Below are 25,509 nucleotides of genomic sequence, written 5' to 3' on the forward strand. Positions count from 1 at the left end.
GGAGGCCGGTCCGAACGAACGTTCGGGCCGGCCTCTCGCTTTTTTTAGCTAAAATCGGCCTTTCGTAACGCTGTAGCGCGGACTTTAGCCTGCGTCCGGCCGAACCTTGGTTGTTGCCCGGCTACCGCTCGGGCTGCTCAACAGTAGTTTCTAACGAACGCGTGCCACCGCCCGCGCTACGGCCGCGCTCCTTTCCCCGACTCCATTCCCTCCGCATTCCCCTTGGAAAAAATTGCCATGATTGGCGGCGGCTCCTGGGCCACCGCATTAGCCAAAATCCTCTCCGAAAACGGGGCCCGCGTGGGCTGGTGGCTGCGCCACAAGGACGACGTGCAGCACCTGCGCACCACCCGCCACAACCCGCGCTACCTCTCCTCGGTGCAGTTTGACCTGACGCGCATCGCGCCTTCCACCGACGTGGAGGAAGTAGTGAAGGAAGCCGACTGGGTGGTACTGGCCGTGCCCGCCGCCTTTGTAAAGGACACCCTGGACAAACTCGACCGCGACGCGCTGAAAAACAAGCGCGTGGTGTCGGCCATCAAGGGCATGATTCCGGGCCGCAACGAGCTGGTGACGGACTACGTGTCGGAGCGCTTCCGGCTGAGCCGCGAGAAGATGGGCTGCGTGGCCGGGCCCTGCCACGCCGAGGAAGTGGCCCTGGAAAAGCAGAGCTACCTGACCATCGGCTCGCCCGACCTGGCCCTGGCCGAAGACTTCAGCCAGCTGCTGCGCAACCGCTACGTGAAGGCCCACGCCGCCGCCGACCTCGACGGCATCGAGTACTGCGCCGTGATGAAAAACATCATTGCCCTAACCTGCGGCATTGCCCACGGCTTGGGCTACGGCGACAATTTTCAGGCGGTGATGGTGGCCAACGCCGTGCAGGAAATCCGCCGCTTCCTCTACGCCCTGAACCCGCAGCCCCGCGACCTGTCGGCCTCAGCCTACCTGGGTGACCTTCTGGTGACGGCCTACTCGCAGTTTTCGCGCAACCGCACCTTCGGCAACATGGTGGGCCGCGGCTACTCCGTGAAGTCGGCGCAGATGGAGATGAACATGGTGGCCGAGGGCTACTACGCCGTCAAGAGCATTTACGAGGTCAACAAGGACCTGCGGGTGAACATGCCCATTACCTCGGCCGCGTACCACATTCTGTACGAGAAGATTGCGCCGGCCGTGGAAATCGAGCTGCTTAAGGAGAAGTTTCGGTAACGATTCTCTATGGACGCTACTGCGCCCCCGCGCGTTGTCATTGCGCTCAGCAAGCGGAAGATTCTGCTGCTTTTGCTGCTCTGCGGCGTTTTCGTAGCGGTTTCGTCTTGGCTGTGGAGCATTGCCGAGACGCAAACGCGCTACGAGCCGCTGCTGGCAAAAGGCGTCAGTCTGCTGGGTGTCGTCTTCTTCGGGATTGGCGGAGTTGTGGCCGTTCGAAAGCTTGTCAGTCAAGAGCCGGGACTGGTGCTTGACGAGCAAGGCATTTGGCTGCCGGGCAGCATCGGAGCACCCTCGCTTATCCCATGGCAGCACGTTCAGGGCTTTGAAGTGATGGAGCTTCATCGCACTAAGGTGTTGCTGGTACTGGTGAACAACACGGCGGAACTGCTGGCGCAGCAGCGCGGCTGGAAGCAGCAGCTGCTGCGTATGAACCTGCAGCAATACGGGACGCCTTATTCCATTACCAGCAACACCCTGAAAATCGGCTTCGATGAGTTGGTGCAGACCGTAACCGAACGATTCCGCGCCGTAAAAGGCTAATTATTCACTCTGCCCCCCTTTCTGTATGGCCACCTGGGACTACCACAACTTCGACAACGACGCGGCGGCTGACTTCGCCGAAACCTTCCGCCAACGCCCCAACGAGGCCGTGCTCTACGAGGTCCTGGCCACCGTGGCCGAGGAAGAAGGCGCCATCGAAGCCGCCGACGCCAGCCAGGCCCTGGCCGCGGCCGAGCTGGTGGCGGCCATCATCGGCAAGCCCGCCGCCGACATGCCCGTGGGCCTGCTGCCCGCCACCACGCTGCTCGACGCCGACGGGCAGGAGGATTTGCAGGAGCTGGCCATCGAGGCGGTGGAGGCCGTGCTGCGCGGCTCGGAGCTGCAGCAGCAGTGGGCCGGGTCGGACAACTACGCGGCCTGGCAGGCCCTGCAGCAGAACTTGCTGGAGCGCCTGCAGCTGGACGAAACCGACGAAGACTAGTTCCGCGCGGTATGCCCTGGCTTGCATTGGCCCTGCTCACGGCGTTGGCGCTGGCCTGCTACAACTTCTTCATCAAGCTCGCCGCGGCCCACCTGCCCGCGGCCGTGGGCGCGGTGGTGCTGCAACTGGTGGCCGCCGCCCTGGGCGCCGTCTGGCTGCTGCGCCTGAAGCTGCAGGGCCAGCCGCTGCCCGTCACCAGCAAAGGGCTGTGGCTGGCGGCGCTGGCCGGGCTGGGCGTAGGCCTGGGCGAAATCCTAACCTTCGTCGTGTTCGGCCGCGGCGTGCCGTCGTCGGTGGGCACGCCGGTGATTGTGGGCGGCTCGGTGCTGCTGACGGCCGTGCTGGGCTTGGTGGTGCTGCGCGAGGCCCTGTCGCTGCCGCAGGCGCTGGGCTTGCTGCTCATTGTGGGCGGCATTGCGCTGCTGGCGCGCGGGCATTAAATGCGCCCCGGCCCGGTCGCCAAGCCGTCGGGCTTTTCACATATTCATGCTATTGCGTGGTAAGCCTAATAATTCGTTTCTTGCAGTAACAGTTGGCCCCAGTAGGGGCGCAGCTGGGCACACGACATACTTGCATCCGCCGCGGGGCCCGAGGAATGGTTAACTCGCCGCAGGGTAGGCGCCGCTTCGCTGGAAGCGGCCCCGGAAGGGCAGCCGGCCCTCCGTTTTGCCCGATGCCAATCGGCGGATGCAGGTGGAACAGGCGCTCCTTGGGGGCGCCTGTTCGCGTTTTAAGGCCCTGGGTCGGCCGCGGATACGCTGAGTGGGCCCTCACCCGTTGCGCAGCCGGCCGCACCGCGCAAGAAAAATACCGAGCGCAAACGTTTGTATTTCTCCGCGGGCAAACGCTTTTCGCAGCGCACCGTACCTTTGTGCAACTGCACTAATCTACTTCCCACCCCTGGAAAGCGCGCTGCCAGCCGGCAGCGCATGGTTGGATGCTTTTGCCGGGATACTCATGATAACGTTGGCATTGCCAGGACACATAACCCCACGCACGCACCGCTTGGCCGTGGCCGCGTGGTTTTTTCTGCAAGGACTCATTTTCGCGAGCTGGGCCTCGCGCATTCCCGCCATTCAGCAGCGCATGAGCCTTTCTGAGGGCGACCTGGGCCTGCTGCTGCTGGCCATTCCGCTCGGGCAACTGCCCTCGCTGCCGCTCACGGGCTGGCTGGTGCACAAATACGGCAGCCGGCGCACCTCGCTGGCCGGGGCCGTCATTTACAGCTCGGCGCTGGTGGGCCTGGGCTGGGCCCCGACGCTCTGGCTGCTGGTGCCCTGTCTGGTGTTGTTCGGCTTTGCCAGCAACCTGATGAACATTTCCATCAACACCCAGGCCGTGGGCGTGGAGGCCCTCTACGACAAGCCCATTATGGCCTCGTTTCACGGCATGTGGAGCCTGGCGGGCTTTACCGGCGCGGCCATTGGCACGGCCATGACGGGCCTGGACGTGCTGCCCGAATTCCACTTCCTGCTCATCATGGCGCTGATTCTGCTCGGCGCCGTGCTCAGCTGGGGCGGGCTGCTGCCGCATTCCCGCACCGACGAGGCCGCCGAGCAGCCCCTGTTCGTGCTGCCCGACCGCACCCTGCTCGGCCTCGGGGCCATTGCCTTCTGCGCCCTCATCTGCGAAGGCGCCATGTTCGACTGGAGCGGGGTGTACTTCAAAAAGGTGGTGCAAGCCGATAAAGACTGGGTGGGCGCCGGTTACACGGCCTTTATGAGCACCATGGCCCTGGGCCGCTTCGGGGCCGACTGGCTTACCGCCCGTCTCGGCGCCCGGCGCGTCATTCAGCTCAGCGGCTGCCTCACCGCCCTGGGCCTGCTGATTGCGGTATTGTTTCCCACGCTCGGACCCGCGCTGCTGGGCTTTATGCTGGTGGGTTTCGGCACTTCGTCGGTGGTGCCGCTGGTGTACAGCGCGGCGGGTAAGTCCACGGTGATGTCGGCGGGTATGGCGCTGGCGGCCGTGTCCACCATCGGCTTTCTGGGCTTTCTGATCGGGCCGCCCATCATCGGGCTCGTGGCCGGGGTCACCAGCCTGCGCATTTCCTACTCGTTGATTGCGGTGATGGGCCTGTGCGTGGCGGCGGTGGCGAGCCGGGCCAAGCTGTAATTCGGTTGCCGCGGGCGAAAGAAGGCGGGAGTAGGCGGTCCGGGCGGCGGCCGGCGCGGTCTAGGCAATAAAATAGAGAATCCGGCGGATGGAGCAGCGTGCGGCTTCATCCGCCGGATTTTTTCATGGGGTGAATTCCAGTGGAGAACTATTCTCCACTAGCACGAACAATTTTTTACCTTGGGGGTATAGTATCAGCAACCCTCAACCCAAACGCCTATGACTCCCAACCAGCCCAATTCTCCGCAGAACGGCCACAACGGCCACCAGAACGGCAACGGTCACTCGCCCGTGGATGGCACCGGGACGGCCGTGACGGGCACCGGTACTTCCCAGGACCAGCGCACGGCGGAGGGCGAAGGCGCCCAGACCCTGACCACCCGCCAGGGCCACCCGCTCACGAACAACCAGAACCTCCGTACGCTGGGCAACCGCGGCCCGGCTTTGTTGGAGCAGTACGCATTCCTGGAAAAAATCAGCCATTTCGACCGGGAGCGGGTGCCGGAGCGCGTGGTGCACGCCCGCGGTGCCGGCGCCCACGGCGTGTTTGAGGCCTACGGCAAGGTAGGCGACGAGCCCATTGCCAAATACACCCGCGCCAAGCTCTTCAACACCCCCGGCAAGCAGACGCCGGTGTTCGTGCGCTTCAGCACGGTGGGCCACGGCGGCCACTCGCCCGAAACCCTGCGCGACCCGCGCGGCTTCGCGGTGAAGTTCTACACCGAGGACGGCAACTGGGATTTGGTGGGCAACAACCTGAAAGTCTTCTTTATCCGGGACGCCATGAAGTTTCCGGACCTGATTCACTCCCAGAAGCCCGACCCGGTAACCAACCGGCAGAGCGGGGAGCGAATTTTCGATTTTATCTGCAACACCCCGGAGGCCATGCACATGGTCTCGTTCCTGTTTTCGCCCTGGGGCATCCCGGCCAACTACCGGCAGATGCAGGGCTCGGGCGTAAACACCTACAAGTGGGTCAACGACAAAGGCGAGGCCGTGCTGGTGAAGTACCACTGGGAGCCGCTGCAGGGCATCAAAAACCTCACGGCCCGGGAAGCCGAGGCCATTCAGGCCAAGAACTTCAACCACGCCACGCAGGACCTCTACGAAGCCATTGAGCGCGGCGACTTCCCGCAGTGGGAGCTGCTGGTGCAGATCATGTCCGACGACGAGCACCCGGAGCTGGATTTCGACCCGCTCGACGACACCAAGATTTGGCCGCAGGACCAGTTTCCGTGGCTGCCGGTGGGCAAGATGACCCTGAACCGCAACCCCGAAAACTACTTCGCCGAAGTGGAGCAGTCGGCCTTCGGCACCGGCGTGCTCGTGGACGGCCTGGACTTCTCGGACGACAAGATGCTGCAGGGGCGTACCTTCTCGTACTCCGATACCCAGCGCTACCGCGTGGGCACCAACTACTTGCAGCTGCCCATCAACGCCCCGAAAAAGCACGTGGCCACCAACCAGCGCGACGGGCAGATGGCCTACCACGTGGACACGGCCCCGGGCCAGAACAACCACATCAACTACGAACCCAGCTCGTTGAACGGGCTCAAGGAGGCGCCGCGGGCGGCCCCTGACCACATGCCGCAGTACACCGGCCGGGTGATGCGCCAGACCATCGACCGGCAAAACAACTTCAAGCAGGCCGGCGAACGGTACCGCCTGCACGAGGAGTGGGAACGGGACGATTTGATCAGCAACATGGTGGGCGCCCTGGCCGACGCCGACCGGCGCGTGAGCGACAAAATGGTGGAGCTGTGCACCAACTGCGACCCGGACTGGGGCCAGCGCCTGGCCGACGGCTTGGCGGCGGCCCGCAGCGGCAAGCAGGCCCAGGGCGGCAACCAGCACAACGAAGGCCAGCAGGAGCGGGCCGTGGCCCAGGCCGAAGCCCGGAGCCACGAAGCCAAGCCGTACTAACAGCGCGTGCCAATTGGTCTGTACGCAGCGGGTCGCCGACAGTGTGTCGGCGGCCCGTTTGCATTGTGCCCGCTTCGGCCCCGGCTGCCGCGGCGGGGCTACTCCGTGGGCACGCCGGTCGAGTCCAGGTCGATGTAGCCCTTGCTCGGAGCCAGCACCGAATCGGTGGCGGCCGGTTCCGATTGCGCGCCTGTGGAGTCGATGACGACGTTGTTGAGGCGTTCTTCCAGGGGCGAAGCCGGCGCCGTGGGAGCCACCGCTTCTTCGGTCGATTCGTCGGTCGGTTCCGCCCGGTTGGGCTGCTGGGCTTCGCGCCGGGGCGGGGCGGCTTTGGTGTGGGAGCGGTAAAGCCGCGCAATGCCCCAGCCGCCCACTACCAATCCGAGCAGCACCGCCAGCACCGCCACGGCCCGCCACGGCTGCAGCTGCCAGCTGGAGTAGCGGCGGGCCCGGGGCCGCACCACCGGGCGGGGGGCAGGCCGCGCCGGCGGGGGCGAAGCCGCGCCCGGTGCCGGCCCAGCCGCCGGACCAGCGGGGGCTGGTGCCGCCGCGGGACGGGCCTGTATTTGTTGAATCAGGGTGCCGAGCTGGGCAATGCGGGCGTCCAGCTCCCGGTTGCGGGCGGCCGATTCGGCACGGGCCAGCTGCATGGCTTCGTGCAGGGCCTCTTTTTCGCGGGTTTCGGCGGCCAGGCGGGCCTGCAGCTCGGCCGTGCTCGGCGCGGCGGTGGCCTGGGTTAGCTGTTGCTGCAGCTGGCGGATGGTGGCTTCCCGCTCCACTTCGCGGGCCGTCATGGCCTGGGTGTGCTGGTCCAGCTCGGTGCGCACCTGTTGGCGCAACTCCTCCAGCCGTTGCTTTTCGGCGGCGCTGGCCCCGGCCGGGTCCGCGGGGTAGTCGGCGTAGCCCGAGTCGGGCGGAATGTCTTCGGCGCCGAGCCAGCGCCAGAGCTGCCGGGCCTTCTGGGTCCAGAAGTCGTCCGGTGCGGCCGGCTGGGCGGGCGCTTCGTCGGGGCCGCTGCCGCCCTCCGATTCGGTTTGCAGGTGCTGCAGCCACTGCTGCAGGGCCGCCGCGGGCAGGGCGGCGCCGGGCGGGTGCAGGCGCTGCATGCGGCGGGGCAGGTGGGGCAGGCTGCTCAGGAGCTGGAAGTTGTCGGTGCCCGACTGCGCGTTCAGGCGGGGCTCCACCTCCGAGCCGAAGGTGACGGGCTGGCTGAACAGGGCCAGGCCGGCAATGGCCTCGGTGCGGACGGGGCCGAGGGCGGGCTGGGCGGTGAGCCAGGCGGCCAGGGCCCGGCGTTGCCGCTGAAACTGAGCATAGGGGTTGGCCGAGCCCGCCTGTCCGGTCAGCGGCTGCCCGGCCAGCTGCCAGGCGCCTTGGTTGAGGGCCGGGATGTGCAAGGCCCCGCCGCGGCCGATGAACTGCAGCAGCACAATGCCCGCCGGCCGCGCCAGCACCGCGTCGAGCGTGCCGGCGTCCTGCAAGGGCAGGTTGCCGAGCAGCACCACCGGCTGTTCGGCGGCCAGGGGCTGCAGCACGGCGTGCAGGGCATCAAACTGGGCCTCGGCCGCGGGGTCGTCGAAGGGAGCAAACAGAAAGCTGTGCAGCATGCGGGCGAAGTTGCCGAATTATTTCCGCCGCGGCCGCGGGGCCAAGCCATGGCGCAACGGGACCGGGCCGCGCAAAGGTAGCCGGCAACTCACATCAAAAAGGGAGCAACAACCCCCGTTTAGGGGCCGGATACCCCGGTTATGCGATTGTGCGGGGGCGACGCGGGGCGGTCCTTTGTAGTGGTTGCCGAGGCGAGGTCCTCGGCGCCGGTTACCGCCCACTTCCGCCCGCTATGAACAAGCTTGCCTGCCTGCTGCTCTTTCCCTTCGCCGCCACCCAGCCGCTGGCGCCCACCGCCCTGCCCGCGGCGCCCCGGCCCCTCGGGTCGGTGGTGCTGCCCGCCGCCCCGCCCGCCGACTGGTCCCTGCTGGCGGCGCGCTGGCGCGGGCCGGCCACCACGCGGCCCTCGGCCATCCGGGCGCTGGGCCGGCTGCTGCGGGCCTACGCCGAGCCCCGGCAGCCGGAGTCAGCCCCCCAAACCACGACCGGTGCCCCGTTTCCACCCGTTGCTGGCTACCGCGCATGAGCTGGTCATTGCTGCCGGCCCGCCCCGTGGCCGGCCCGCTGAAATCCCTGCACTCGGCCCGCACCACTTTTCGCCGCCTGCGCTACGGCTCGTTTGAGTTGGCCATCGAGCACGAAGTGGTGCGCGGCGTGACTCCGCTCATGCTGGAGTGGTGGTTTCGCCACATCGGCGAGCCGATGATGTGGCAGGGCCGGCAGTACCCGCGCTACCACGTCTGGCACCCCGTCGACCACATTCACTGGGCGCTGGCCCGGCCCGATGCCCGCGGCGGGGCCGGCGTGGGCAGCCGCTTCCGCATCGTGGAGGCCTTCGGCGGCGACCCGCGCATGTTGGTCGACAGCACCGAGGAGGTGGTCAAGCTCGACCAAACCGGCATCCGGCTGGTGCGCCGGGTGCTCGGGCTGGAAGTATTCAGCCTGGAGCATTGGTTTGAGCCGGCGGCCGGCGGCACGCGCTACACCTCGCGCATGCAGGTGGGCCACGAAAGCCCGGCGGGACGATACCTGCTCAATCCGGTGCTGCAGCGCTGGCGGTTTTCGGCGCGCATGGGCTACGCCTGGCTGCGGCACAACGTGGAGGAAGTCGGCCACTTCGAGCAGTTTCTGCCGTTGCTCTACGCGGCCGAGCACGCCCAGGCAGGGGCGCCGGCGTTGGCTGCCGCCGGCGGTTAGCGGCTCATGGGCCAGGGATGTACGTTTACGTCCTCGTTCTCGAAGACGCTGGGCGTCGGCAGCCGCAAGTGGTAGCGCCGTTCTTTGTCTACCAAATAATACTGGTAACTGGCCCCCGGCTGCGGGGTGGCGTCAACGCGCAGGCGGCCGGGCCCCGTCTGGCTGAAGAACCGCAGGTACAGCTGGTAGTGCGGCGCTTCGGCCACCACGCCGCGGGCACCGTGGGCTTGCAGCCAGGCGTACACCTGCGCCACCCGCTCGTTACGGGTGGCTTCCTGCGCGGCGCGGCGCTGAAACACCACGCCCGCCAGAGCCGCCCAGGCCAGCACCGGTAGGGCCACGCTCAGAGCCAGCCGCTGCCGCCAGGCCGCCCACGGCCGCCAGCGCAGGGCTTCGTCGAGCAGCAGCGAGAGGAGCAGCAACAGGAAAAACACGCGGTACGACAGCACCCGCGCCGGCGGGTACACGCCCCGCGCCAGCAGCGGCAGGTAGGGCAGCCAGAGCAGAGCTAAGGCCAGCAGCACCAAGGGCCGCCACGCGGGGCGCCGGTAGGCAAGGACCAGCGCTGCTAGGCTGATCAGGCCCACGCCAACCACAGCCCAGGCGCCGCCTCCCAGCAGTTGCCCGTCGGTGCGCACCAGAAAATCCCAGGCTGTGAGCCCCGCCGTGTAGCCGGCGCCGGGCGCCACGTAGGAGTTGGCCAGCAAGGCCCGCGGCCCCGACACGAGCATCACCGGCGCGTACAGCAGCAGGGCCGCGGCCCCCACCACGAGGCTGGCCAGCCCGAGCGGGCTGCGCAACTCAGGCCGCCGCCCGGCTGCTGCCACCAGGGCCGCGCCCAAGCTGCCCAGCACCAGCAGGTACGAGGGCATGGCGTACAGCCCCGCCACGCTGCTGCCCACCAACACGGCCCAGGCCAGGCGCGGCCGCCGGCGGCCCTGCAGCAAGGCCAGCGCGGCCACGAACCCCAGCTGCGCGCAGATTCCCAGCAGAAAATACCCGCGCCCCACCACCGATTGAAACAGCGCGTACGGAAAGAAGCCGAAAAGCAGCACCGTCAGCGCCGCCACCCGAAACCCCGCGCGCCGCAGCAGGAGCAGGCCCACGCCGGCCGTGCCCGCCGCGCTGAGCAGGAAGGTGGGCAGGCGGGTGCTCCAGTAGAAGTTCGAACTCAGCAGGCTGAACAGCCAGCCCAGCACGCTGTAGCCGACGTGGTTGTTGGGAATGGGGTAGAAGCTGCTGGCCGCCAGGCCCCCTTCGCGCACGAAGCTCAGGTAGGTCACCACTTCGTCGCCGTAGAGCGGGTAGCGCAGCAGGTAGTAGCCGCGCACCAGCAGCAGCAGGCCTAGCAGCCCGCCGGCGGTGCGGCGCTCGGCCGGGCGCAGCTGCCGCCAGGGCGCCAGCAGGGGCGGGGCCGAGCGCCACTCCCGCCGCAACCCCCGCAGCTCCCGCCACAGGCGGCCCCGGCGGCGCCACTGCCACAGTAGCAGGGCCGCGCTGCCCGCGGTCAGCGCCAGCCAGGCCAGTTTGGCCCGGCCGTAGCCCGCGGGCGTGAGCGGAATGGGGAAGTAGCGGAACGTGGCGTCGTGGTAGCGCACGTGGCGTAGGTGCTCCACGTCGGCGTACCGGCTCAGGCCGAAAATCAGGCCCGGCCCCAGGCAGGCGGCCAGCACCAGCAGCAGCCCCAGCGCCAGGAAAAACGCCGGGGCAGGCGAGGCGGCCGGGCGGCTCATGCGCCCAAGAGCCAATTGCCGCCGAGGCGCTGCAGTTCCTCCCACACGCGGTGCACCGGCAGCCCCATGACGTTGAAGTAGGAGCCCTCCAGCCGCGTCACGGCCACCAGCCCGATCCAGTCCTGCGCGCCGTACGCGCCGGCCTTGTCCAGCGGGCGGTAGTGCTGCACGTAGTGGCGGATTTCGGCCTCCGTGAGCGGCCGGAAGTGCACCCGCGTCTGGTCCGAAAACACGACCTGCTGGCCCGCGCCGGTGAGCAGGCACACGCCGGTGTACACGTCGTGGGCGCGGCCCTGCAGCAGGGTGAGCATGCGCACGGCGTCTTCCTCGTCCACGGGTTTGTTGAGCACCTGTTCGTCGAGGCACACGATGGTGTCGGCGGTCAGCAGCACCTCGTCAGGCTGCAGGTCGGCCCGGTATGCGCTGGCCTTGTGGGCGGCCAGGTACTCGGCCACCGCGGCCCGCTGCAGCTCGGCCGGAAAGCTCTCGTCGACTTCCTGGAGCCGCACGTCGTAGCGCAGGCCCAAGTCCGTGAGCAGTTGGCGGCGGCGGGGCGAATTGGAGGCGAGAATCAGGCGCATGGGGTTGGCGAAGTGGAATGAGCAGCCGAACGGCGGGCGTGGTGAGGGAAGTAAGGCCGGAGGTGGGCCAACGCATGGCAGGCGGTCCGCGCCGCCTACAGCAGGCCCACCGGCTCGGCGTCGCGGATGCTGGTAAAGAGCAGGCCGCCGAGGGTTTTGGGGTAGAAAAAGGTGGATTTGGGCGGCATCACGGCGCCCGAGTGGCACACGCGCTCCACTTCCTCCATCGTGACTTCGTTGACGATGAGCGCGGCGCGGGCTTCGCCGGAATCCACCCGCTGCAGGCCCTCGGGGAAGTTGCGCACGTAGGTCACGCCCGCCCACTGCCGCTGCGCGTCGGGCCCGACGATGCCGAGCACGCGCTCCAGTACGAAGTAGTGCAACACCGTCAAATCCAGCTGTTTCACCTCCGCGGTGGTGTCCCAGTCGAGCTGCGCGTGCACTTCCGGGCGCAGGCGCAGCTTGTAGGGCTGGCCCGAAAGGTACAGGCCGAACGCCCAGGGCTTGCCGGCAATAACTTCGGGCAGGTCGAAGGCGTCGTCCTTGGGCGTGACCACGAAGAACTCGGCCAGGCGCTCCAGAAACGCGGCGTCGCCGAGCCCGCCGGGTAGTTCCAGCAGCAGGCGGTGCGTGGGCAGAATGCGCAAATCGTCCGAGGCCGCGTTGGTGAGGTACATCAGGTGGTAGTGCCAGGGCTCGGCGCCGGTGTTGTTGGGGTCGGCGGCTATGCGGGCCTGCCGGTAGGCCAAGGAGCCTTCGTAGCGGTGGTGCCCGTCGGCGAGGATGACCTGCCGTCCGGCCAGCAGTTGCTGGAAGCGCTGAATCACCTCGGCGTCCTGAATCACGGCCAGCACGTCGCGCACGCCCTGGTAGTCCTCGGTTTCAAACAGCGGGTCCTGGATGGCTTCGTCGAGGTAGCGCTCCAGTTCGTGGGCGTCGTCGCGGTAGAGGCCGTGGGTGGCGCTGGTTTGAAACTGGGTGCGCGCCAGCAGCTCGGCCCGGTCGTCGACGGCCGCCGGCAGGGTGTTTTCGTGGCGCAGCACCACGTTTTCGCTCCAGCCGTAGGCCCGGATGTGGCACATGAAGCCCTTGCGCACGTACTCGCGCGGCGAGCCGGGCAGCCGGAATATCTGGTAGTAGGCGTAAATGCCCGGCAGCGCGTCCTGCAGCAGCACCCCCGACTGCTCCCACTCGGTGAGGCGGCGCAGGGCCTCGCCGGCCGGGTCGGGCCCGGGGCGCGGCACCGAGAGGTGGATGCTGTTGAGCGGGTTGCGGTACAGCGCCTCGCGCTGCTTCTGCGACACCACGTCGAAAAGCGGCGACACGTAATCGTCGATGCGCTGGCTTAGCTCCGGGTTGTAGCGCCAGGCGCGGACGGGTTGAATTTCAGCCATTAGGTCAAGTAGAAAGGCAGAATTAAAAATGAAAAATGAAGAGGCGTCCACGGCCTGCCCGGCACTCCCAAGGCAGATAGGATGCAATTTTTAATTCTTCATTTTTGATTTTTAATCAACTCAGGGCGCCAGCCGGCTGCGCTGCCAGCCCGTGGCGGTGCGCTCGTACACCAGCCGGTCGTGCAGGCGGGAGGGGCGGCCCTGCCAGAACTCGATGCGCTGCGGGCGCAGTACGTAGCCGCCCCAGTGCGGGGGGCGCGGCAGCGGGTCCTGCCCAGCGAAGCGCTGTTCCACGTCCCGCTCGCGCTGCTCCAGCTCCTCGCGGCCGCCGATAACCTGGCTTTGCGGCGAGGCCCAGGCCCCGACCTGTGAGCTGTGCGGCCGGCTTTGGAAATACTCCGTCGACACGGCTTCCGGGGCTTTTTCCACCGTGCCCTCCACCCGCACTTGCCGCTCCAGCGCGGGCCAGAAAAACGTCAGGGCCGCCTTGGGGGCTTGGGCCAGCTCCCGGCCCTTGCGCGAGTCGTAGTTGGTAAAAAACAGAAAGCCGGCGTCGTCGGGCAGGCCCTTGAGCAGCACGATGCGCGCCGAGGGCTGGCCGTCGGCCGCCACGGTGCTCAGCGTCATGGCCGTGGGCTCGTCCACGTGGGCGTGCAGGGCTTCGTCGAGCCAGCTCCGGAACTGGCGCAGTGCGTCGGCGTCGGCAGCGGCTTCGTCCAGCTCGCGCTGGGCGTAGGTTTTGCGCAGATTGGCGAGGTCTTGGTCTTGCATCGGCGGGCAAAAGGTTGGGGGGCAAAAGTAGGCGCAATTTGCGGGGCAACGCTACGTTTGTGCTGCTCCACCCCGTCGGCCGGGGCCCGAATAACCTTAGGGGCGCGGCCGGGGTTGGTAGCAGGAGGCGCGGCGGATGGAACCTGCGGGGCCTTGCCCAACGTAAGGGTTAGAGCCGCCGCCAACTTGCTGGGCCCGATTCTTCGCGCATCTTTGCGCGGCCTGCCGGCGTCAGTGGTCTTATCGTTCACCCCTTATTTCGCCTTCGTCATGGCCACCAACCTGCGCAGCGGTAGCCTTCTGATATCGCAGCCTTTCCTGGGCGACCCGAACTTCGAGCGGTCGGTGGTGCTGCTGTGCCGCCACGACGAGGAAGAGGGCACGTTCGGGCTCATGCTCAACCGCCCCACCACCGTGCGCCTGGGCGACGCGATGAGCCTGCCCGGCGGCGACGAGCACCCCGCCGCCACGCTGCCCCTGCACGTGGGCGGCCCCGTGCAGCCCGATACCCTGCATTACCTGCACCGGCGCCCCGACCTGCCCGGCGCCGAGCCCTTGGCCGACGACGTGTACTGGGGCGGCGACTTTGAGGTGTTGCTGGGCCTGGTGGCGGCCGGGGAGTTGACGGAGAATAACTTGCGCCTGTACGTCGGCTATTCGGGCTGGACGGCCGGGCAACTGGCCGGTGAAGTGCAGGAAAAGACTTGGATAGTGCACCCGAATGCTGCCGGGAAAGTGTTTACTTTGACCACTGATGCCTTCTGGCAGGCCATTTTGCGCGAGAAAGGCGGGCGCTACCGCGTGCTGTCGAACTACCCCCTGGACCCGCGCCTGAACTGATTATGTAGCCTGTCCGGCTGGTCGCTGCTGCGGCCGGCCGGGTGGGTTTGTCGAGAGAGAACCATGCAACCGGAGAACGAAACCCCCAACCGCCCCGAGTCGAACCAGGATAATCCCATGAGCATCCTGGAGCGCCGGCTGGCCGAAATCGCGCAGTCCCGCCAGCAAGGCGCCGCGGCTGACGATGCCCCTGCTGACCCGCAACCCCAAACCCCTGCCGCCGCTGCGCCGGCCGACGTGCCCGCTTCGGTCGCCCGGCCCGACGTGGAAGCCGCTGCTTCGCCGTCGGCGCAGCCGGCCGCTCCGGCTCCGGCGGAGGATATCACCGAGCACGCCGACCACAGCGCTCCGGCCGCCATCGACCCGACTGCCGCGCCCGGCACGGCCGGCACGGAGTCGACGCCGGTGGTGCCGACCGACCCGACCGCGGCGGAGCTGACTTCCAGCACCACTGCACCTGCGCCGGGTCAATCGGCGGCTAACCAAGCCTTTGCCGAGCAGCAGCGCGCGGAAGCCGAGCAGGTTTCCGCGCCTTCGGCTGCCCAACAGCGTGCCGAGGAGCACTACGGTCAGGAAGGCCCCGGCGCGGTAGCGCACGCCTCCGAAACCACCCCGCCGGTGTCCGCCGCGCAGCCCGACGTAACGCCGGCTCCGGCCACCGAGCCCGTGGCCGTGACGCTGCCCGCCCAGCCGCTGGCTTCGGTCGAGGCCCTGGAAGCTGCTCCCGCGCCCCTGGCAGCCCTGCCGACTTCCAACAACGAATCGGCTGCGGAGGCCGCCCACGCCGCCGAACACGTGGCTGCCCACCACGAGGACGACGAAGACTACGTGCCCGAAACGCCGGCCCCGGACTTCGCCAAGCTCGACCACGTGGCCCAGGGCGCTTACCTGCTGGAGCTGCTGCGCCGCCCCGACGCGCGCCAGAACCGCCGCCAAATCCTCGACCTGCACCGCCAGTACGAGCAGGGCGTGGGCTCGGAGCGCGGCGCGGCCCGTCAGCGCTTCACCGAAGCCGGCAACAACGCCGAGGACTTCAGCTTCAGCGGCCCCGAGCACTACGCCGAGGTAACCCGCACTATGCAGGAGTACCGCGACGCCCGCGTGCGCGACGCCCGCAGCGAAGACGAGCAGCGCGCCAAAAACCTGGCGCACAAGCAGCACCTCTTGTCGCAGCTGCGCCAGCTGGTGGAGTCGGCCGAAACCAAGGACTCGTCGGCCCGCATCAAAACCCTGCAGGCCGAGTGGAAGGCCACCGGTCCGGTGCCGCAGCAGCAGTCGCAGGAGCTGTGGAACAGCTACCACGCCCTGCTCGACATCTACTACAACAACCGCGGCCTCTTCTTCGAGATGAAGGAGCTGGACCGCCGCCGCAACCTCGAAGCCAAGGAAGCGCTCATCAAGCGCGCCGAGGACTTGGTGCAGCAGCCGAGCATCAACAAGGCCCTCACGGAGCTGCGGCAGCTGCACGAGGAATGGAAGGGCGTGGGCCCGGTGCCGAACGAGATGCGCGAGCCGCTGTGGCAGCGTTTCCTGCAGGCCTCTGAGCAGGTGCACAACCGCAAGCGCGCCTTCGTGGATGCCCGCTCGGCCCAGGAAAACGCCAACCTGCAGCGCAAGCAGGAGTTGCTGGCCCAGATTCTGCCCTTCGGCGAGTTCAAGACCGAGCGCGTGAACGAGTGGCGGGCCAAAACCGACGAGCTGCAGACGCTGAAGGAGCAGTGGGACGCCGCCGGCCTCGTGCCGCGCAGCCAGGCCGAAACCATGAACAAGCAGTTCTGGGCTTCCTACAAAGGCTTCTTCCAGCACAAAAACCAGTTCTTCAAGGCCCTCGACGAAGAGAAAAACCGCAACCTCAAGGCCAAAATCGCGCTGTGCGAACAAGCCGAGGCCGCGCTGGAAAACCCCAACTGGGAGGAAGGCCGCGAGGTAGTCATCCGGGTGCAGAAGGAGTGGAAGAACATCGGCCGGGTGCCCGAGAAGCAGTCCGACAAGATCTGGCACCGCTTCCGCACCGCCTGCGACTCGTTCTTTGAGCGGAAGCAGACCGAAACGCGCCAGCGCGAGCAGCACCAGCAGCAGCTCTCGCAGGAGCAGGCCGCCCGCCTCGACGCCATTGCCTCGCAGGTGGCGGTGCTCTCCGAGGACAACCCCGGCACGCAGGAAGGCCTGCAGGCCCTGGTGGCCGAGTGGAGCCAAAGCGAACTGCCGCAGCCGGGCCGCCGCGGCGGCAGCGCCGCGCAGGCCGAGGAGAAGTTCCTAGAGCTGATGGGCAAGTACATCGACACCATCCCGGGCCTGAGCTACGCCGAGCGCGACGAGCAGCGCTTCCAGCTGGAGGTGCAGCGCCTGAAGTCGAACCCCGAAGCCCAGCAGCTGCTCTACCGCAAGGAGCAGAACCTGCGCCGCGACATCAACGAGCTGGAAAACGACGTGGCCACGCTGCAGACCAACCTGGATTTCTTCGCCCGCTCGAAGAACGCCGGCCAGCTGCGCGAGGAGTACCAGGGCCGCATCGACGAGACCAAGCAGCGCATCGAGCGACTCAAGCGCCAGCTGCGCGTGGTGCGCAGCTGAGGCTGATTACCACCAACTAAGAAGGGCTCTGCAGCACGCTGCAGAGCCCTTTTTTTGCGCCGGCATGGTCTAGGAACGGAATTTGGCGGCAGCATTTCGCCGACCGCCAGGTTTTTTGTGGTTCGGCGGCGCAGTACCTTTGGAAGCTGCCAGTTATTGCCTGGAGCGTAATTACGATGATTATCTACGGAACCAATGGCTCGCACGTGCGCACCGAGCCGCTACCCGGGGCTTCGTGCCCGGCCTGTCGCACCGCCAACGAAATGCAAGTGAGCGTATTCAGCCGCTACGTACACATTTACTGGGTGCCGCTGCTGCCCTACGGCAAACCGGCCGTGGCCCAATGCCAGCGGTGCCAGGCGGATTGGGAGCTGAAGCAGCTGCCCCCGGAGGCGGAAGCCCTGAAACAGGCCGTGCGCGCCCGGAAGAAAGCCACGCGGGCGCCGTGGTGGCAGTGGTCGGGGGCGGCGGTGCTGGCCCTCGCCGGCATTTGGACGGCCGACGCCGCCATCCGTGACGGGCACGACAACGAGGCGTTCTTGGCCGCGCCGCAGGTGGGGGATATTTACACCTTGCGGGACGATTCCACTCACAATTACACCTTGCTGAAGGTGGTGCAGGCCCAAGCCAACACGGTGGAAGTGGTGGCCAACGAGTACGAAACCGATAACGCGCAGCCCATTCAGAAGCTCAACAAGCCCGACTACTTCGGCAAAGAAACCGTCACGCTCACCCACCTGGATCTGCTGAGCATGAAAAACAAAGGGCAGCTCACCGACGTCGACCGGCTCAGCGACTAAGCACGCCGGAGCCCCGCGCACTAGCAGCAGGGCCCGGGCCACCGCATTGCGCGCGGTGGCCCGGGCCCTGACTGGCTTCACCAACGACGTTTACTGCTTCACAATCATGCGGGTGGAGGTGGCCGCGCCGGCGGTGGCGCGCAGCACGTAGGTGCCGGCGCTCAGCCCGTTCAGCTCCAGCGTGCTGCGGCGGCCGGGCTGTAGGCGGGCGGTGCGCACGGGGCGGCCCAGCAGGTCGTAGAGCGTGGCTTCGGCCGCGGCGTCGGCTTGCAGGGTCAGCTCCTCGCGGGCGGGGTTGGGGTAAGCGCTCAGGCCGGGCACGGCCGTAGCGGCCGACTCCTTGGCGGCGGTGACGACGCGCTGGCCCTGGCTGTACCACACGCCCCATTTGCCCTCGCTAATGAGCACCGTGGCCGTGCCGCTGGGCGTGATTTTGTCGGCCTGCAGGTTGGTAACGGCCACCACCGTGTCGCCCGCGGTGTTGAAGGCCGTGAAGAGCATTTTGTCGTCGAGCTTGCTGTAGCTGGGCGTGCCGGGCGTGCTCAGGCCCTGGAAGATGGTGCCCGCCGCACCGGTTTCCACGTTCAGCCCCATCACGCTGAAGCCGTTGGTACCCGCGTTGGCATCGAGCAGGTCGAAGGCCATGATGTGGGGCGAGTTTTTCGCCAGCACGGGGTTGCCGATGCTCAGGCCGGCGGGCAGGTTCTGCACCAGCTTCTGGATTTGCCCGTCGCCCCAGGTGTTGCCGGCCGCGTTCCACGCGCGCAGGAAGCCGATGTCCCAGAAGTCAATGTCCTGGCCCTGGGCGTTGCTGATGACGTTGTAGGAGTCGTAGAGCAGGTACTCGCCGGAGTAATCCCATTCGAGCGCGTCGGCAAACATGACGCCGGTGCCGCGTGTGCCGGCCGAGGTGGGGTTGTAAAGCATGTAGCGCACGGCCTGCCCGCTAGCCAGGTTCACCACGTAAATGGAGGTGTCCTGGGCCATGGTGACGGCCGCCAGCTTGGTGCCGTCCTTGGAAATGGCCACGTTGTGCCACACCGGCTGGTTTTGGATGATGCTTTCCGATACCGTCGGGCTCAGCTGCAGGGCCCGCAGGCGGTGCTGGGCATCCACGAACACGGCCACCGTGCCCGCGTCGTTGAGGCTGGGCTTGGAAATGGCCGCGGTGGTCGAGAGGCGCAGGAAGTTGGCCCCAGCCGTGTTGCTGCGGTAGAGCGTGCCCGGGTCGGCGGTGTTGGTGTCGTAGCTCAGGATGTAGTCCTGCCCAGGGTTGGTGGGCAGCGTGTGCGTGGGCGGCTGGGTGGTGCCGCCGAGGATGCCCACCGCGTCGAAGGCCGCGCGCACGGCCGTCACGTCGGCCGAGGAGCCGCCGTAGAGGTCGGTAGCGGCTTGAATGGCGGCCAGGCGCAGGTCGAGAAACTGCGAGGAGCGGGTGAGGTAGGTGGTCAGGGCGCGGTACCAGATCTGCTCGGCGTGGTCGCGGCCGATGGCGGTGGCGGTTTTGTAGAACGCCCAGTTCGGAATGCCGCTGTTCACGTGCACGCCGCCGTTGTCCTGGGTGCCGGTGTACAGCTCGCTCATGGTGCGGGGCTGGTAGCCGCGGTTGCTCAGGCTGGTGCCGCCGTTGTGCGGGTCCTGCAAGGAGCGCAGCGCCCCGCTCGGGAAGGCCGAGGTGCGCACCACGTCCTCGCCAATCAGCCAGTCGGCGCGGTCCATCATGGCCCCGAACACGTCGGCCATGCTCTCGTTGAGCGCCCCGCTCTGGCCCTGGTAGACCAGGTTGGCGGTTTTCTCGACCACGCCGTGGGTCATTTCGTGGCCGGCCACGTCGAGGCCGCCGGCCAGCGGGGTGAAGCCGGTGTTGCCCTCGCCGTAGGCAATGAAGCGCCCGTTCCAGAAGGCGTTGTCCATGCCCGAGCCGTCGTCCTCGGCCAGGCGCACCATGCTGATCATCGTGCCGCCGGCCCCGTCGAGGGAGTTGCGGTTGAACACGCTGCGGTAGTAGTTGTAGGCCGTGGCCGCGTTGAAGTGCGCCGACACGGCCGAGCGGTTGGTCCAGCTCGTGTTGTTGGCCCCGCTGACGTGGGTGATGGTGGGCGCGCTGGGGCGGGTGTTGTTGGCGTCGAGGGTGAGCAGGGCGCCCACCGGCTCGTCGGGCATGGTGGAGCGGCCCAGGTTAAACATCGGTTGGGCTCCGTCGATGAGGTAGAAGCGGTTGTTCCACTCGTAGGTGTTGAGCGTGCGAGCGGTGCCGTTCAGGTCGGTGCCCGAGGCCGTGCGCGGGCCGTTGGCCGCGCACGACGACTCGTACTGGCGCAGCACCGCGCCCGTTTGCGCGTCGACGAAGGTTTCCCAGCGTTCCAGCACGTTGGGCCGGGTGGTCACGTGCCAGGCCAGCACCGGCGCCGCGTAGGGCTCGGGGTGGTACACCACCAGCTCGCTCTGCGGCGCGGAGTACTCCAGCAGGCGCTGCACGTCGGCCGAAAGCGCGGCTACGTGCGTTTGCCGGCGCAGGGCGGTTTCGGCCTGCGCCGCGGCGGCCGGGGCCGCCAGGGCAGGCGTCAGGTTGGTCAGGCCCGAAGGCGTGCGGAAGTGCCGGCCCGAAAACCGCGTGGGTTGGTTGTGGCCGTCGAGGTGCACCACCACTTCGGCCCCGTACACGGGCAGGCCGCGCCAGTGCTGGGTGAGGCGCACGTGCGTCTGGCCCAGGGCGTCGCGGCTGATGTCGCCCACCCGAAACTCCTGCGCGGGCTGTTGCACCTGCAATTCGGCCCGCAATTCACCCAGGAACGCCAAGCTGGCCGCCGCCGGATCGGCCGGGGCCGGGCGGGAGGCCGCGTCGGTCGTTTTGGGGGTGGCGCTGATAAATACGGGCAGGCCCGAGGCCGCGTCGCGCCAGAGCTGCACGGCGCCGAGGCCCGAGGAGGCCGTTACGGGCCGGGCGAGGGTGGACAGGCGGGCGGCGTCGAGGTGCGGGCCGGTGCTGCGCTGCAGCTCGGCGGCGCGGGCCCCGTCGATAGTGGCGTTGATGCGCGGGCGGGCCGCGGGGGCGAGGGACCGGGCCGTGGGTTTAAAGCGGGCGGTTTGGGCCTGCGCCGCGCCGAAGGCACCGCTGACGGCGAGCAGGCCGGCCAGAGCTAACGTTGTTTTCATGGGGAATGGAATAAGGGTCGGGCGTAAGCGGGGAAGGAGCCGCGCGGGCGGGGCTCAGCGCGGCAGCAGGGCCTGCAGGTTGCGGTAGAGGGCGCGGGCGGCGTGCGGGGCCGGGGCCCCGGGGGCGCCCCAGGCCAGGTGCACCGGGCAGCCGCGGCGGGTCTGCCCGTCGAGGAAGTAGGTCAGGTTGCCGGGCTGGTCGAGCTGCAGGCTGTCGGTGGGCAGCGCGTCGAGCTGCCGAAAGCAGGCCCGCACCTGGGCCGCGGGCGGCGGCGGCAGGGGCGTGGCGGGCGCGTCGGCTGCGGCCGGGGTGCTGGTGCGGCGCGTCAGCCGGCCGTCGGGGTACAGCTCGTAGGTGGTCTGGAGGCCGGCGAAGCCCCCGCCGCTGCCGAAGCGCAGGCTGCGGGCCGAACTGGCCGTCGGCGGGCGCTGGCAGCCCAGCAGCAGCGCTACGGCAAGGCTGAGCAGTGCGTGATTCGAATGGCTGGGGCGCATGGACGGGGCAGAATGGGAAGCGAAATCAGCGGCTTGCAAAGGTGGGGGCCCCGCCCGCCGCTCGTCAATCACACAAGCATGCGAGGCCGGGCCGGCTACAGGTTGGCGGGCAGCAGCGCGTTCAACTGCCGGTAGAGCACGCGGGCGCAGTGCGGGGCGGTGGTGTCGGCGGCGCCCCAGGTCAGGCGCACGGGCTGCCCGGCCTCGGTGTAGCCCTCTAGGAAATAGTAGTGCTGCCCGGGCTGCTCGAAGCACAGGCTGTCGGCCGGCAGCGCGTCGAAGCGGCGCAGCACGGTGCGCGTCTGGGCCGCACCCACCCGCTGCGCCGCGCTCGGGGCGCCGGGCCGCAGCCCAATGCCAGCCTGGGCGAGCAGCACGCCGTCGGCCTGCAGGGTGTAGGTGGTGCGGTGGCCCGAGTAGGTGCTGCCGTAGCCGAACTGCACCTGGCGCACCGAGGGGGCGGCGGCCGCCGTGGGCGTGGGCCCGCTGAAGGCGGGGCGCTGGCAGCCGGTCGTCAGGCCCGCGAGCAGGCCGGCGCTGAGCAGGGCCAGCAAGGGAGAAACAAGGTTGGTTTTCATAGCGCAGAAAGAGCAGGAGCGGAGCCGCCCGCCGGGGTGGCGGCGACTATTGCAAAGGTCTTGTGCGCTGACATACAGCTCAATGCCACGATGATGTGTGGCTTATCCGGGGTTAATGGTAGTCTGCCGGGTTCGGCCCCGGCGGCCGGCCGGGTGCGGACGCCGGCATCCCCCGAAGATGTGAACGGGCGCCGGCCGCGGCGGCAAACCTGAGAATTTGGCCCACCTTTGCGCCGTTTCGTTTACCTCATGCCGTCTGCCGCCCGCGCCATGCCCCAAGGCACCATTCTCATCATCGACGACGAACCCCGCCTGCGCCAGCTGCTGGCCCGCCTGCTGGAGCTGGAAGACTACCACGTGCTGCAGGCCGTCAACGCCGCCGAGGGGCTGGAGCTGCTCGGCCAGCACCCGCAGGTGCTCGTGGTGCTCTGCGACGTGAAGCTGCCCGACGCCCACGGCGTGCAGCTGCTGCCGCGCCTCAAGCAGAAAGCCCCGCTGGCGGAGGTCATTCTGATGACTGCCTACGGCACCATCATCGACGGGGTGCAGGCCATGAAAGACGGCGCCTTCGACTACATCACCAAGGGCGACTCCAACGACCAGCTGCCGGTGCTGGTGGAGCGCGCCGCCGACAAAGCCCGCCTGCGCTACCGCGTGGCCGAGCTGGAGCGGCAGGTGGGCCAGCAGCACTCCTTCGAGTCGATGATCGGCCACGCGCCGGCCCTGGAGCGGGCCAAGACGCTGGGCCGGCAGGTCGCGGCCACCGACGCCACGGTGCTGCTGGAAGGGCCCACCGGCTCGGGCAAGGAGCTGTTTGCCCAATCCATTCACCAGGCCTCGCCGCGCAAGGGCAAGCCGTTCGTGGCCGTCAACTGCTCGGCGTTTCCGAAGGATTTGCTGGAATCCGAGCTGTTTGGCTACAAGAAAGGCGCCTTCACCGGGGCATTGGGCGACAAGAAAGGCCTGCTGGAAGAAGCCTCGGGCGGCACCTTGTTCCTGGACGAAATCGGGGAGCTGGAACTGTCGGTGCAGGCCAAGTTTCTGCGCGTGCTCGAAACGCAGACCTTCACCAAGCTCGGCGACACCAAGCCCACCAAGGTGGACGTGCGCCTGGTGGCGGCCACCAACCGCAACCTCAAGCAGGAAGCCGCCGCCGGGCAGTTTCGCCCCGACCTCTACTACCGCCTCTCCGTCTTCACCATCCCCGTGCCGCCGCTGAAAGAGCGCCCCGAGGACGTGCAGCCCCTGGCCGAGTACTTCCTGCGCTACTTCGCCGCCCGCATGAGCAAGCGCGTGCCCGGCCTCGACGTGGAGTGCCTGCGCCTGCTGCAACGCTACGACTGGCCCGGCAACGTGCGCGAGCTGAAGAACGTGCTCGAGCGCGCCGCCATCCTCACGCCCGACGGGCAGCCGCTGGCCGCCGCCTACCTGCCCGACGAGTTTCACGCCACCGCCGCGCCCGGCGCCGGCCTGCCCGGCTTCAGCCCCGACGACCGCAGCCTGCGCGCCCTCGAGGCCCGGCACATCCGGCAGGTGCTGGCCGAGACGGAGGGCAACAAAACCGAAGCCGCCCGGCAGCTCGGCATCGGCCTGACCACGCTCTACCGCAAGCTGCAAGAGTACGGCCTGGCGGGCTAGGCCCGGCGCCCCGCAGGCCGGGCCTAGATATTGATTGCAATCAAGGCGGCGGGAGGCGGCGCTGCGGAGCTTTGCCCCGTACCAACTGCCTCGCCTCATGCAACGCGTTTCCGCTGTTCGCCTGCCGCTGGTCACCGGCGGCAAAACCTACCACGACGTGACCGAAGACGTGGCCCGGCACGTCGAAGCCCGGCCCAACCCGCGCTGGCTGGCCGCCCTGGCCGCGGCCCTTTGCCTGTTGGGCGTCTTTTTCTACTCGGTCTACCGCACCTTGTGGTACGGCATCGGGGAATGGGGCCTGAACAAAACCGTGGACTGGGCCTGGGACATCACCAACTTCGTGTGGTGGGTGGGCATCGGCCACGCCGGCACGCTGATTTCGGCGGTGCTGCTCTTGTTCCGCCAGAAGTGGCGGACCTCCATCAACCGCGCGGCCGAGGCCATGACCATCTTCGCCGTCATCTGCGCGGCCATGTTCCCGGTGCTGCACCTCGGCCGGCCCTGGCTGATGTTCTGGGTGTTTCCCTTCGAAAACACGTTCGGCTCGCTGTGGGTGAACTTCAATTCGCCGCTCTTGTGGGACGTCTTCGCCATTTCGACCTACTTCTCGGTGTCGCTGGTGTTCTGGTACACCGGCCTGGTGCCCGACTTCGCCACCATCCGCGACCGGGCCAAAGGGCCCATCGCCCGCCGCGCCTACGCCCTGCTGAGCTTCGGCTGGAAGGGCGGGGCCAAGCACTGGTCGCGCTACGAAACCGTGTCGCTGATCCTGGCCGGCGTGTCGACCCCGCTGGTGCTGTCGGTGCACACCATCGTGTCGATGGACTTCGCCACCTCGGTGGTGCCGGGCTGGCACACGACCATCTTCCCGCCCTACTTCGTGGCCGGCGCCATCTTCTCGGGCTTCGCCATGGTGCTCACCTTGATGCTCATCACGCGGGTGGTGTTCAAGCTGGAGGACTACATCACGCTCGAGCACATCGCCTTGATGAACAAGATCATGATGATTACCGGCTCCATCGTGGGCGTGGCCTACATCACGGAGTTCTTCATCGCCTGGTACTCGCAGGTGGAGTTCGAGCAGTACGCCTTCATCAACCGCGCCACCGGCCCCTACTGGTGGGCGTACTGGTCGATGATGACCTGCAACGTGATTTCCCCGCAGCTGGTGTGGATCCGCCGCGTGCGCTACAGCATCCCGATGACCTTCGTGCTGTCCATCATCGTGAACATCGGCATGTGGTTCGAGCGCTTCGTGATTATCGTCACCTCGCTGCACCGCGACTACCTGCCCTCGTCCTGGGCCATGTTCTCGCCCTCCATCATCGACATCGGCATCTACGTGGGCACGCTCGGCCTGTTCTTCACCCTGTTCCTGCTCTTCGCCAAGTTCTTCCCGGTCATCAACATGGCCGAAGTGAAGTCCATCCTGAAATACGGGGTGGACAACGGCCCGACCTACGGCGGCCCCAACACGGGGGCGCAGCCGGGCGCGCAGAAGCCGGCGACTTCACCCGCAACGGCCGTTTCGCATGCTGCTTGATCTGCTGCTGGCCGGCGTGCTGGCCCTGAGCCTGCTGCCCCTGCTCACGGGGTATTGCGCCTGCAGCTACGGCCGCTCGTTCTGGCTGTGGTTTGCCCTGGGCTGGGTGCTGCCCTTGCTTTCCTTTTACCTGCTGCTATTGGTGCTGCGACGCAGGGAATTGCAACCGGGTGAACAGCTGCTGGCCGAGGCCCGCGACATCCTCGCCGCGGCCGAAGCAGCGGAAACGGCGCGGGTCCGGGCCCTGTTGCCTCGCAACTGCCGCCTGGCTGATGCCTAGCACGGCGCGAAAGCAACTGCCTGGGCGCCCCGCATGCTGCCCCGGGCGGTGTCCGCGCTCAGCCGACGTACTATTTCGACAAGCCA

Annotated in this window: 22 protein-coding genes; 14 read left to right on the forward strand and 8 right to left on the reverse strand. The window is 67.7% G+C overall.

The window, feature by feature from the left end; all coding sequences use genetic code 11:
* The first annotated feature begins 222 nt into the window (after positions 1 to 222).
* The 6 genes from LJ737_RS17370 (at position 223) to LJ737_RS17395 (ending at position 6,235) form a co-directional block, all read left to right on the forward strand.
* Positions 223 to 1,212 carry an NAD(P)H-dependent glycerol-3-phosphate dehydrogenase gene (locus tag LJ737_RS17370; protein ID WP_227768015.1) on the forward strand — a complete coding sequence of 330 codons (990 nt, stop codon included), beginning with the start codon at positions 223 to 225 and terminating at the stop codon, positions 1,210 to 1,212.
* Positions 1,213 to 1,221: 9 nt separating this feature from the next.
* The gene (locus tag LJ737_RS17375; RefSeq protein WP_227768016.1) at positions 1,222 to 1,755 is read left to right on the forward strand and encodes an STM3941 family protein; all 534 of its coding nucleotides are present in this window, start codon (positions 1,222 to 1,224) and stop codon (positions 1,753 to 1,755) included.
* Between the two features lie 25 nt (positions 1,756 to 1,780).
* Positions 1,781 to 2,197 (forward strand): DUF4259 domain-containing protein, encoded by a 417-nt coding sequence (locus LJ737_RS17380; RefSeq protein WP_227768017.1) that lies wholly within the window; start codon positions 1,781 to 1,783, stop codon positions 2,195 to 2,197.
* Positions 2,198 to 2,208: 11 nt separating this feature from the next.
* On the forward strand, positions 2,209 to 2,637 hold the full coding sequence (locus LJ737_RS17385) for an EamA family transporter (RefSeq protein WP_227768018.1): 429 nt from the start codon (positions 2,209 to 2,211) through the stop codon (positions 2,635 to 2,637).
* Positions 2,638 to 3,208: 571 nt separating this feature from the next.
* The gene (locus LJ737_RS17390; protein ID WP_227768019.1) at positions 3,209 to 4,312 is read left to right on the forward strand and encodes an MFS transporter; all 1,104 of its coding nucleotides are present in this window, start codon (positions 3,209 to 3,211) and stop codon (positions 4,310 to 4,312) included.
* A gap of 219 nt (positions 4,313 to 4,531) precedes the next feature.
* Entirely contained in the window at positions 4,532 to 6,235 is a 1,704-nt protein-coding gene (locus LJ737_RS17395; protein WP_227768020.1) for a catalase, read from the forward strand.
* Positions 6,236 to 6,333: 98 nt separating this feature from the next.
* On the opposite strand, the gene LJ737_RS17400 is transcribed toward LJ737_RS17395, so the two are convergent.
* Positions 6,334 to 7,842: a hypothetical protein gene (locus LJ737_RS17400; RefSeq protein WP_227768021.1), complete on the reverse strand. Its 1,509-nt coding sequence runs from the start codon at positions 7,840 to 7,842 to the stop codon at positions 6,334 to 6,336.
* 233 nt (positions 7,843 to 8,075) lie between these two features.
* Here LJ737_RS17400 and LJ737_RS17405 point away from each other — a divergent pair, with 233 nt between their 5' ends.
* Positions 8,076 to 8,369 carry a hypothetical protein gene (locus tag LJ737_RS17405; protein WP_227768022.1) on the forward strand — a complete coding sequence of 98 codons (294 nt, stop codon included), beginning with the start codon at positions 8,076 to 8,078 and terminating at the stop codon, positions 8,367 to 8,369.
* Positions 8,366 to 9,040 (forward strand): DAPG hydrolase family protein, encoded by a 675-nt coding sequence (locus tag LJ737_RS17410; RefSeq protein ID WP_227768023.1) that lies wholly within the window; start codon positions 8,366 to 8,368, stop codon positions 9,038 to 9,040. Before LJ737_RS17405 ends, LJ737_RS17410 begins: the two co-directional genes overlap by 4 nt.
* Here the strand turns inward: LJ737_RS17410 and LJ737_RS17415 are convergent.
* From LJ737_RS17415 to pdxH, 4 genes are all read right to left on the reverse strand, one after another.
* On the reverse strand, positions 9,037 to 10,773 hold the full coding sequence (locus LJ737_RS17415) for a hypothetical protein (RefSeq protein ID WP_227768024.1): 1,737 nt from the start codon (positions 10,771 to 10,773) through the stop codon (positions 9,037 to 9,039). The genes LJ737_RS17410 and LJ737_RS17415 overlap by 4 nt on opposite strands.
* Positions 10,770 to 11,354: a Maf family nucleotide pyrophosphatase gene (locus tag LJ737_RS17420; RefSeq protein WP_227768025.1), complete on the reverse strand. Its 585-nt coding sequence runs from the start codon at positions 11,352 to 11,354 to the stop codon at positions 10,770 to 10,772. The genes LJ737_RS17415 and LJ737_RS17420 overlap by 4 nt, the downstream gene beginning before the upstream one ends.
* 95 nt (positions 11,355 to 11,449) lie before the next feature.
* Positions 11,450 to 12,748, reverse strand: a complete 1,299-nt coding sequence (locus tag LJ737_RS17425; RefSeq protein ID WP_227768026.1) for a DUF1015 domain-containing protein — start codon at positions 12,746 to 12,748, stop codon at positions 11,450 to 11,452.
* A 120-nt stretch (positions 12,749 to 12,868) separates the two neighbouring features.
* Positions 12,869 to 13,519 carry a pyridoxamine 5'-phosphate oxidase gene (gene pdxH, locus LJ737_RS17430; RefSeq protein WP_227768027.1) on the reverse strand — a complete coding sequence of 217 codons (651 nt, stop codon included), beginning with the start codon at positions 13,517 to 13,519 and terminating at the stop codon, positions 12,869 to 12,871.
* A gap of 270 nt (positions 13,520 to 13,789) precedes the next feature.
* Here pdxH and LJ737_RS17435 point away from each other — a divergent pair, with 270 nt between their 5' ends.
* The 3 genes from LJ737_RS17435 to LJ737_RS17445 all read left to right on the forward strand — a co-directional run bounded on the left by LJ737_RS17435 (position 13,790) and on the right by LJ737_RS17445 (position 17,733).
* Complete coding sequence (locus LJ737_RS17435) at positions 13,790 to 14,359, forward strand: YqgE/AlgH family protein (protein ID WP_227768028.1); 570 nt, start codon at positions 13,790 to 13,792, stop codon at positions 14,357 to 14,359.
* 63 nt (positions 14,360 to 14,422) lie between these two features.
* Positions 14,423 to 16,933, forward strand: coding sequence for a DUF349 domain-containing protein (locus LJ737_RS17440; protein WP_227768029.1), 2,511 nt, complete (start codon positions 14,423 to 14,425; stop codon positions 16,931 to 16,933).
* A 176-nt stretch (positions 16,934 to 17,109) separates the two neighbouring features.
* A complete protein-coding gene (locus LJ737_RS17445; protein WP_227768030.1) occupies positions 17,110 to 17,733 on the forward strand; it encodes a hypothetical protein in 624 nt (207 codons plus the stop codon).
* Between the two features lie 90 nt (positions 17,734 to 17,823).
* Here LJ737_RS17445 and LJ737_RS17450 read toward each other — a convergent pair whose 3' ends face one another.
* The 3 genes from LJ737_RS17450 to LJ737_RS17460 all read right to left on the reverse strand — a co-directional run bounded on the left by LJ737_RS17450 (position 17,824) and on the right by LJ737_RS17460 (position 21,962).
* On the reverse strand, positions 17,824 to 20,889 hold the full coding sequence (locus LJ737_RS17450) for a M4 family metallopeptidase (RefSeq protein ID WP_227768031.1): 3,066 nt from the start codon (positions 20,887 to 20,889) through the stop codon (positions 17,824 to 17,826).
* A 54-nt stretch (positions 20,890 to 20,943) separates the two neighbouring features.
* Positions 20,944 to 21,384, reverse strand: coding sequence for a hypothetical protein (locus LJ737_RS17455; RefSeq protein ID WP_227768032.1), 441 nt, complete (start codon positions 21,382 to 21,384; stop codon positions 20,944 to 20,946).
* 95 nt (positions 21,385 to 21,479) lie between these two features.
* On the reverse strand, positions 21,480 to 21,962 hold the full coding sequence (locus LJ737_RS17460; protein ID WP_227768033.1) for a hypothetical protein: 483 nt from the start codon (positions 21,960 to 21,962) through the stop codon (positions 21,480 to 21,482).
* Positions 21,963 to 22,211: 249 nt separating this feature from the next.
* Between LJ737_RS17460 and LJ737_RS17465 the strand changes: the two genes are divergently transcribed.
* The 3 genes from LJ737_RS17465 to LJ737_RS17475 all read left to right on the forward strand — a co-directional run bounded on the left by LJ737_RS17465 (position 22,212) and on the right by LJ737_RS17475 (position 25,423).
* Positions 22,212 to 23,600 (forward strand): sigma-54-dependent transcriptional regulator, encoded by a 1,389-nt coding sequence (locus LJ737_RS17465; protein WP_227768034.1) that lies wholly within the window; start codon positions 22,212 to 22,214, stop codon positions 23,598 to 23,600.
* Positions 23,601 to 23,697: 97 nt separating this feature from the next.
* Positions 23,698 to 25,143, forward strand: coding sequence for an NrfD/PsrC family molybdoenzyme membrane anchor subunit (gene nrfD, locus LJ737_RS17470; RefSeq protein ID WP_227768035.1), 1,446 nt, complete (start codon positions 23,698 to 23,700; stop codon positions 25,141 to 25,143).
* Entirely contained in the window at positions 25,133 to 25,423 is a 291-nt protein-coding gene (locus LJ737_RS17475) for a hypothetical protein (RefSeq protein WP_227768036.1), read from the forward strand. The genes nrfD and LJ737_RS17475 overlap by 11 nt, the downstream gene beginning before the upstream one ends.
* Positions 25,424 to 25,509: the final 86 nt, after the last annotated feature.

Source organism: Hymenobacter sp. 15J16-1T3B (assembly GCF_020711235.1).
GTDB lineage: Bacteria > Bacteroidota > Bacteroidia > Cytophagales > Hymenobacteraceae > Solirubrum.

Bases quoted from the DNA above. Each gene is read 5' to 3' on its own strand.
- LJ737_RS17375 (WP_227768016.1), top strand. From the start codon at position 1,222: ATGGACGCTACTGCGCCCCCGCGCGTTGTCATTGCGCTCAGCAAGCGG.
- LJ737_RS17380 (WP_227768017.1), top strand. From the start codon at position 1,781: ATGGCCACCTGGGACTACCACAACTTCGACAACGACGCGGCGGCTGAC.
- LJ737_RS17385 (WP_227768018.1), top strand. From the start codon at position 2,209: ATGCCCTGGCTTGCATTGGCCCTGCTCACGGCGTTGGCGCTGGCCTGC.
- LJ737_RS17395 (WP_227768020.1), top strand. From the start codon at position 4,532: ATGACTCCCAACCAGCCCAATTCTCCGCAGAACGGCCACAACGGCCAC.
- LJ737_RS17400 (WP_227768021.1), bottom strand. From the start codon at position 7,842: ATGCTGCACAGCTTTCTGTTTGCTCCCTTCGACGACCCCGCGGCCGAG.
- LJ737_RS17405 (WP_227768022.1), top strand. From the start codon at position 8,076: ATGAACAAGCTTGCCTGCCTGCTGCTCTTTCCCTTCGCCGCCACCCAG.
- LJ737_RS17410 (WP_227768023.1), top strand. From the start codon at position 8,366: ATGAGCTGGTCATTGCTGCCGGCCCGCCCCGTGGCCGGCCCGCTGAAA.
- LJ737_RS17415 (WP_227768024.1), bottom strand. From the start codon at position 10,773: ATGAGCCGCCCGGCCGCCTCGCCTGCCCCGGCGTTTTTCCTGGCGCTG.
- LJ737_RS17420 (WP_227768025.1), bottom strand. From the start codon at position 11,354: ATGCGCCTGATTCTCGCCTCCAATTCGCCCCGCCGCCGCCAACTGCTC.
- LJ737_RS17425 (WP_227768026.1), bottom strand. From the start codon at position 12,748: ATGGCTGAAATTCAACCCGTCCGCGCCTGGCGCTACAACCCGGAGCTA.
- pdxH (WP_227768027.1), bottom strand. From the start codon at position 13,519: ATGCAAGACCAAGACCTCGCCAATCTGCGCAAAACCTACGCCCAGCGC.
- LJ737_RS17435 (WP_227768028.1), top strand. From the start codon at position 13,790: ATGGCCACCAACCTGCGCAGCGGTAGCCTTCTGATATCGCAGCCTTTC.
- LJ737_RS17440 (WP_227768029.1), top strand. From the start codon at position 14,423: ATGCAACCGGAGAACGAAACCCCCAACCGCCCCGAGTCGAACCAGGAT.
- LJ737_RS17445 (WP_227768030.1), top strand. From the start codon at position 17,110: ATGATTATCTACGGAACCAATGGCTCGCACGTGCGCACCGAGCCGCTA.
- LJ737_RS17450 (WP_227768031.1), bottom strand. From the start codon at position 20,889: ATGAAAACAACGTTAGCTCTGGCCGGCCTGCTCGCCGTCAGCGGTGCC.
- LJ737_RS17455 (WP_227768032.1), bottom strand. From the start codon at position 21,384: ATGCGCCCCAGCCATTCGAATCACGCACTGCTCAGCCTTGCCGTAGCG.
- LJ737_RS17460 (WP_227768033.1), bottom strand. From the start codon at position 21,962: ATGAAAACCAACCTTGTTTCTCCCTTGCTGGCCCTGCTCAGCGCCGGC.
- LJ737_RS17465 (WP_227768034.1), top strand. From the start codon at position 22,212: ATGCCGTCTGCCGCCCGCGCCATGCCCCAAGGCACCATTCTCATCATC.
- nrfD (WP_227768035.1), top strand. From the start codon at position 23,698: ATGCAACGCGTTTCCGCTGTTCGCCTGCCGCTGGTCACCGGCGGCAAA.
- LJ737_RS17475 (WP_227768036.1), top strand. From the start codon at position 25,133: ATGCTGCTTGATCTGCTGCTGGCCGGCGTGCTGGCCCTGAGCCTGCTG.